The 7,017-nt window shown below is 67.1% G+C and carries 4 protein-coding genes; 3 read left to right on the top strand and 1 reads right to left on the bottom strand.

What is annotated here, in order from left to right; genetic code table 11:
* Positions 1-95: 95 nt before the first annotated feature.
* The 3 genes from VF697_RS12325 to VF697_RS12315 all read left to right on the top strand — a co-directional run bounded on the left by VF697_RS12325 (position 96) and on the right by VF697_RS12315 (position 4,481).
* Complete coding sequence (locus VF697_RS12325) at positions 96-536, top strand: NADAR family protein (RefSeq protein WP_331094530.1); 441 nt, start codon at positions 96-98, stop codon at positions 534-536.
* Between the two features lie 118 nt (positions 537-654).
* Entirely contained in the window at positions 655-1,548 is an 894-nt protein-coding gene (locus VF697_RS12320; RefSeq protein ID WP_331094528.1) for a hypothetical protein, read from the top strand.
* A gap of 287 nt (positions 1,549-1,835) precedes the next feature.
* On the top strand, positions 1,836-4,481 hold the full coding sequence (locus tag VF697_RS12315) for a choice-of-anchor A family protein (RefSeq protein WP_331094526.1): 2,646 nt from the start codon (positions 1,836-1,838) through the stop codon (positions 4,479-4,481).
* Positions 4,482-4,575: 94 nt separating this feature from the next.
* Here the strand turns inward: VF697_RS12315 and VF697_RS12310 are convergent.
* Positions 4,576-7,017, bottom strand: a 2,442-nt coding sequence (locus VF697_RS12310; RefSeq protein WP_331094524.1) for a DEAD/DEAH box helicase, incomplete at its 5' end; no start/stop codon positions are given.

The raw sequence follows: 7,017 nt of genomic DNA, 5'->3' as shown, positions 1-7,017 counted from the left end.
GGGCGAAGCCGGGGAAACTCAACGTTCCGCTCCACGGGCGTCAGGAATTCCAGCCCACCTCAGTGTATAGGGGACACCAACATGGAGTGCCTGACATGCCCATCGAGTTCTATTCGGTCCAGGATGCCTACGGCTGCTTCTCCAACTTCTCCGCGCATCCCATCTCCCTGGACGGAAAGCGCTGGCCCACCACCGAGCACTACTTCCAGGCCCAGAAGTTCGTTGGGACCGATGCCGCGTACGCGGAGCGGATTCGCGAGGCCACCAGCCCGATGATCGCCGCCCGTCTCGGCCGCAGCCGGAAGCATCCCCTGCGTCGGGACTGGGAGTCGGTGAAGGATGACGTCATGCGCCGGGCCGTGCTCGCCAAGTTCGAGACACACGCCGACGCCCGGGCGGTCCTGCTGTCCACCGGCGAGGAGCCGCTCATCGAGAAGACCACCGATGACCACTACTGGGGCTGCGGCTCGACGGGCACAGGCAAGAATCGACTCGGGCAGATTCTCGTGGAGGTTCGTGCTCGCCTGCGCGGTTGAATCCGGGCCCGTGTTGGCGGCAACGTCGCACGCCTCCGGCACCGCTCCCCCCTCTGTATAATCGGAGCCCTCTGATGGGTCAGGAGGCGGAGCGATGTCCTGGGGGTGGCGAGACGGTGTGGCGCGTATCTGGCTCGTTCTGGTGCTGATGGGACTGCCGCTCGGCGCTGCCGGGGCAGAGGAGCGCTTCCTCCTCATCTGGGAGAGCGCCCCCACTGCCAGGGCCGCACAGGCGGCGCTGGCGAAGCTCCAAGCGCCTCCCTGGAAGGGCTTTGTCTTCCCGAAGGAGGGCTACCCTCGCATCGAGGAGTCCTCGAAGGTGCCTGGGCTCCGGCCCGGCTCCTGGGTGGTCATGATGGGCGCGTGCTCCACCGTGGCGGAGGGAAGCGCTCGCACGGATCTGCTGCGCATCATGGGAAAGCTGCTGGGCGCGCCCGTGAAGCCCTCTGTTCGGAAGCTCCAGGACGCACGGCCCCTCGCCTGCCCGGAGCTCCTGACGATGAGGAGAGGTTCCCACCTCACGGAAGAGACGGCCAATCCCCGGCACGAACTCGAGATTTTCGAGGTCCCCGGGGAGGGGTGGAGCCCTCCTGCTGGTGTCGAGGCTGGAGACTTGATCGTGCTCCTCGAGGTCGATGGCCGGCCCGTGGATGGCCGGTTCCTGCCGATGCGCTCCGACTTCTTCGAGTGCCTCTTCTCGGACTTCTGCCCGCTCATCCTCATCCGAGAACCCAAACGTCCCGAGCGATTCGTGGCCCTCCTGCGTGACGGTTTCGCAGAGGCCGTGAAGGACTTCTCTTGCGACACGTACAACGAGGAGGAGCCGAGGCCGACGCAGGGCACGACCCCTCTGGAGCCGCCCAACAGGTACGAAGTCTTCGCCCTCGCCCGGCTGGAGGTGACGTGGAACGACCAGCGGCTGCTGAAGGTCCAGCGCAAGGAGCTTGGCGTCAAATGCTGCCTGGCGCTGGAAGAGACCTGCCGCGAGCCGCTGAAGAAAGGGGAGGAGTGACAGCGGCCCGCCTCAGCACCTGCAAGCCCAAACCGTAACGATGTGAATTTTTTGTACTGTTACTAACAGTTCCCGCTCCCTCCAGTTTAGCCTCCCGTCGCTGCGCCTCCCGCGCAGCATGGTTGCAACTCAAAGAAAGATGCTCCCGCGGAGAAACGTGGGGGTGAGGGGCGGTTGAAATGCATCGTGTGGGATTGACGTGTTTGCTGGCGGCGGCAGTGATTCTTGGCGCGTTGAACTGTAGCCCGAGCGAATCCGGGCCAGAGCCCGTGCAAGGGACGGAGAAGGTGAGCACCGCCGGCCGTCAGCTCGAGGGGGACAGCTGCTCCCTCTGCCTTGACCTCCGCCTGGGCGACGGCGGCATCTCCCTGGGCGACTACAACGTGTTCCTGCTCAAGGACTACACCGGAGTCGGCAACGTCGGGGGCAAGGTGGCAGCGGGTGGCAACATCCGCATGCCCAGCGTCGAGGTGGGCGAGAAGCTGCCGGACGACAACGTCTCCAACACGTTGGTGGCGGGTGGTAACTTGACCCTCGATGGTGGCACCGTTTACGGCGACACCTGGTATGGGAGCGGCTCCCCTCCCACCCCGAGCGTGACTATCAAGAGGGGTACGGTAAAGCACGGCACGCCCCCTAACTTCGCGACCTATGGCTTCGAGGAACGGTTCACCGAGCTGCGCAGCCTGTCCTCGCGGTTGGCCAACCTGAAGAGCAATGGCCACTTCGACATCGCCACATGGAAATGGGTCGGCCCGAGCTCGTGCCTGAATGTTTTCGAGTTCAACGCGAGCGACTTCAGCAAGTGGTGGGCACTCGAGGCGCAGGCCGGCTCGTTCGTGGTGATCAACATCCATGGGAAGTCAGCCTCCTTCCCCGTCGGCATTGGTGGCATCGACTCGTCCAACTCGCGGCGCGTGCTCTACAACTTCGTGGATGCCACCAGCCTTACGGCGAAGAACTTCGGCTTGATGGGCACGGTGCTGGCGCCCAACGCCGAGGTCACCTTCGAGGAGGGAAATTGGTCCGGTGGCGTCTATGCCGTTTCGCTGAACACGCTCAAGGCCTCAATCCAAAACAACCCGCTGTACGAGCTGGCGGGGGTCGACTGCGGGGCCAGCGCCTACTGCGATGGCACCTGCGAGGAGAAGAAGGAGCTCGGAGTCGCATGCGGCAGCGACAACCAGTGCGACAGCGAGAAGTGCGTGGACGGGTTCTGCTGCAACACGGCGTGCGACGGGGAATGTGACGCCTGCAACCTGGAAGGGCACAAGGGCATGTGCAGCATGGTTTCCTCGGAGGTGAAGTGCCGGGCCTCGGGGGGCGACTGCGACGTGGCGGAGTACTGCACGGGAGCGGAAGCGGCCTGCCCCGCGGACGCGGTGGCCGAGGCCGGCGCTTCTTGCCGAGCGGGTTCAGGAAGCTGCGATGTGGCGGAAGCCTGTGATGGCTCGAGCAAGGCTTGCCCTCCGGATAGGCACCTCCCCGACGAGGCGGACTGCGGCACGAGCACCGGAGAATGGGGTAGCTGCGAAGGATTCAGTGACTACTGCGACCCGTCAGGGACGGAGTCAAGGACCGTGACGGCTTCCACCTGTGGGGCTGGGACGTGCGCGCCGTCGAGCACCCGCACGGAGACGCGGAGTTGTACGCGGGAGCCACCTGGGCCGCAGCCCTGCCCCGAGGACTCCGAGAGCTGGGGTACCTGTGGTGGGTTCAATGGCGTCTGCGGTGAGACGGGCACTCAAGCGCACTCCAAGACCACCTATAAATACGACTGCGCCACGGGAAAGTGTGAGGGGACAACCGTCAACGACACGGTGACGTGCACACGCAGCACTGCGGGGGTGCAGTGCCGTGCGGCTGCCCACCTTGCTTGCGATGTTGCTGAGTACTGCTCTGGCGGCGTTTGCCCGGCCGATGGCAAGACGCCAGCTGGTACCCTGTGTGATGACGGCAACACCTGCACCACGAGTGACAAGTGCGACGGCGCAGGCTCCTGCAATGGGATGACGCAGGTGCCGTCATGCCCCGTGGGCTCCGAGACCGTGGATGCCTGTGGTGGGTTTAGTAACACCTGCGATGAGACGGGCACTCGACTGCGCACCAAGACCACGTACAAATACAACTGCGCCACGGCGAAGTGTGAGGCGACTACCGTCAAGACCACGGAGTCGTGTACACGCAGCACGGCGGGGGTACAGTGTCGCGCTGCCGGTGTTTGCGACGTCGCCGAGTACTGCTCTGGCGGCGTTTGCCCGGCCGATGGCAAGGCGGCAGATGGCTCCTCGTGCGGCTCCGGGCGGATTTGCGAAGCGGGCACATGTGAGAGCCCGCCCGCGAACTGCCCAAGCATGACGAAGAGTTGGGGTCAGTGGCAGCCGGCCTGGAAAAGCAATCCAGCCACCCAGGGAGCCTACTTCTGCTCTGGGACTGTTCCCGCGGCCAGCCATGGCAGCCTCCCCGTTACGGTCGAGACGACCAGCTCGGGTCGCGTCGGCAGGGCCCAATTCACCTGTGACAATGGCTCATGGAGGACCGAGGGAGGAGCATCCTGTGACGGCAAAACAAAAATTATCCCCGACGAAAAAATCGTGTGCCGCGGCTCGGATACCGAGTCTGTCCTGTGGATCGGCTGGTACATGGGCGATCTCAAACGATGCCCGGATCGCGGCGGGCTCGAGTATTGGCTCGGGCGATACCATAGCGATGACTCGGGCAATTATTGCTTGGTGTATGGCAAATACACTCCAGCATACGACGCCTGCTACCGCGCAGCGTTTCAAGCACACCCCGAAGTCCTGGAAGTCCAAGCGAACGGTGGTCACATCACCTCAGATGCCGAGGACTTCTTCTGCGGTTTGGATGCTGCCTATCCTTGGACTTCGAACGACCTCTTCCGCACCGGAAACATTTGCAAGTACAAGCCCTGAGTCGTCGTAGCGCGCCTTGTTGAGGTGCGAGCCGGCATTCGCTTTCTGCCGGCTCGCGCCCACAAGCGGGGGCGGATTCACAAGCGGGCCTGTGTCAGTCGAGCAGCTGCATGAGGTCCGCCCGCGTGATGGCCGCGGCCCCGGAGGCCCCGCCGAGCGCGGACTCGAAGAGCGCGCGCTTCTTGTCCTGGAGGGTGAGGATCTTCTCCTCCACCGTGCCCTGAGACACCAGCCGGTACACCATCACCGGCCGCTGCTGGCCGATGCGGTGCGCTCGGTCCGCCGCCTGCGCTTCCACGGACGGGTTCCACCACGGGTCCACCAGGAAGACGTGGTCCGCCGCCGTGAGGTTGAGCCCCGTGGCGCCCGCCTTGAGCGAGATGAGCATCACGGGCGGGCCCTTCGGGTCCTGGAACGACTCGGCCACGGCGCCCCGGTTGCTCGTGCTTCCGTCCAGCCGGATGAAGCCGATGCCGGCCTCCTTCAGCTCCGGCTCGATGAGGTCCAGCATGGACGTCCACTGCGAGAAGACGAGCGCCTTGTGTCCGTCCTCCACCGCCGTGCCGAGCGCCTCCACCAGCGCCTGCACCTTGGAGGACGTCTTGGCCTGCTGGCCCGGCACCAGGGCGGGGTGGCACGCCGCCTGACGCAGTCGCAGCAGGGCCTCCAGCGCCTTGAGCACGCTGCCGCCCTCCTCGAGCTGGGACACCACCTCCTCGCGCGTGGCGGCGTACACCGCGTCATAGACGGCGCGCTCCCGCTCGTTGAGGGTGACGTGCCGCACGGACTCGGTGCGCGGCGGGAGCTCGGGCGCCACGTCCCGCTTGAGCCTGCGCAGCACGAAGGGGCGGATGCGCGCGCGCAGTCGCTCCACCGCTCCCTTCTGGTTGTCCGATACGGGCCGCGCCCACCGCTCGTCGAACTCCTTGCGCCCCCCGAGCAGCCCCGGGTTGGTGAAGTGCATCAGGCTCCAGAGCTCCTCGAGCCGGTTCTCGATGGGGGTGCCGCTCAGGGCCACCCGGAAGGCGGCCTGGAGTCCGTACGCCGCGCGCGCCACCTGGCTGTCCGGGTTCTTGATGGCCTGGGCCTCGTCCAGCACCACCGTGTCCCACTCCCTGGCCCCGAGGAGCTCCGCGTCCAGGCGCAGCAGCGCATAGGTGGTGAGCGTCACGTCGGCCGTCTCGTCCAGGGTGCGGCCGGGGCCGTGGTAGACGGAGACCTTCAGCGAGGGACGGAAGCGCTTCACCTCCGCCTCCCAGTTGGGGAGCACGCTCGTGGGGGCCACCACCAGGGTGCCCGGCCCCAACGTGCAGATGGTCTGCAGCGTCTTGCCCAGGCCCATGTCGTCCGCGAGCACGCCGCCGAGGCCCGCCTGTCGCAGGAAGGTGAGCCAGCTCACGCCCTGGAGCTGGTAGGGGCGCAGCGTCGCGGTGAGGTCCTTCGGGAGCTGCACGTCCGGCAGCTTCTCGAAGCCCTGCACCAGGGGCGCCAGCCGCTCGAGCCCGGGCGGGGGCGGGTGCTCCAGCGCGTCGCACAGGCCGGTGAGCTGCGGGATGGCGTGGTTGGCGAGCCGCCCGTCCGTCCCGCGCGCCGCCAGCAGGTCCGCCACGCGCTGGCCGTGCGTCTTCAGCCACGCGGTGGGCAGGGGCGCCCACCCGCCGCCCTCCAGGGGGACCAGCCCCAGCCCCTCTTCCCACGCACGGATCACCGCACTCGCGTCCACCGAGCGTGGCGCGCCCGGTTCCGCCCCCTCCACCTGGAAGTCGAGCGAGAAGCCCACCCGCGGCACGCCGGCCTGCGTGGCGCCCGCGTCCACCGAGAGGGTGGGGCGGAGCTGCACGTGGGGGCTCACCACGCGCGCCGCGTCCCCGGTGAGGCCGCCGCGCCAGCGCCGCAGCTTGTCGGCGAGCTGTACCGCCTCCGGGCCCTGCACCGTCACGCGCCGGCCGGGCACCATGTTCAGCTCGTCGCGCAGCTCGTGGATGAGCTTCTGCTCGGCCGCCTCGTCGCGCACGGGCACCGCGCCCTTCAGGTACACCATGCGCCCGTTGTCGATGCGCACCGAGGGCGGCGAGCCGTACACCAGCGTGGGCAGCACCGAGAGGCCGGAGTCCAGCTGGTTGAGCTCCACCGAGATGCGCGGCTTGAGGGTGCGGTCGATGGGCGGCAGCCGCTGGCTCTTCACGTCCACCGGCATGCGGCGCGCGAAGTCCGGCAGCACCTTCCCGGTGAGGTCCCCCATCTGCGCGGGCGAGAAGACGCGCTCCTGCGGCAGGTGCTCCAGTCGAGCGCCGGTGAGGGCCTGCTCGCCGAGCCGGCAGAGCGTGCCCCCGCACATCACCAGCCCGGGGCTCACCACCTCGGTGATGCGCGGGTCCTTCTCCACCTTGAGCACCGTCTGCTCGCCGCGGTCCTCCACGGTGACGCGCGGAAGGAGGGGCTCGCTCGAGACGGACACCAGTGCGCCGTCGAAGATGACGGTGCGCGCGGGCTCCAGCACGCGCAGGAGCGCTTCGAGTCGCTCGGGCGGAAGCGC

This window comes from Archangium sp. (genome assembly GCF_036388035.1).
In the GTDB taxonomy this organism is placed as follows: domain Bacteria; phylum Myxococcota; class Myxococcia; order Myxococcales; family Myxococcaceae; genus Archangium.
Note: the sequence above shows the minus strand (reverse complement) of the source record. Positions and strands in the feature narration are given on the sequence as shown.

What these genes read in the sequence shown, in the direction of transcription:
- VF697_RS12325 (WP_331094530.1), top strand. Translation starts at nt 96, where the DNA reads ATGCCCATCGAGTTCTATTCGGTCCAGGATGCCTACGGCTGCTTCTCC.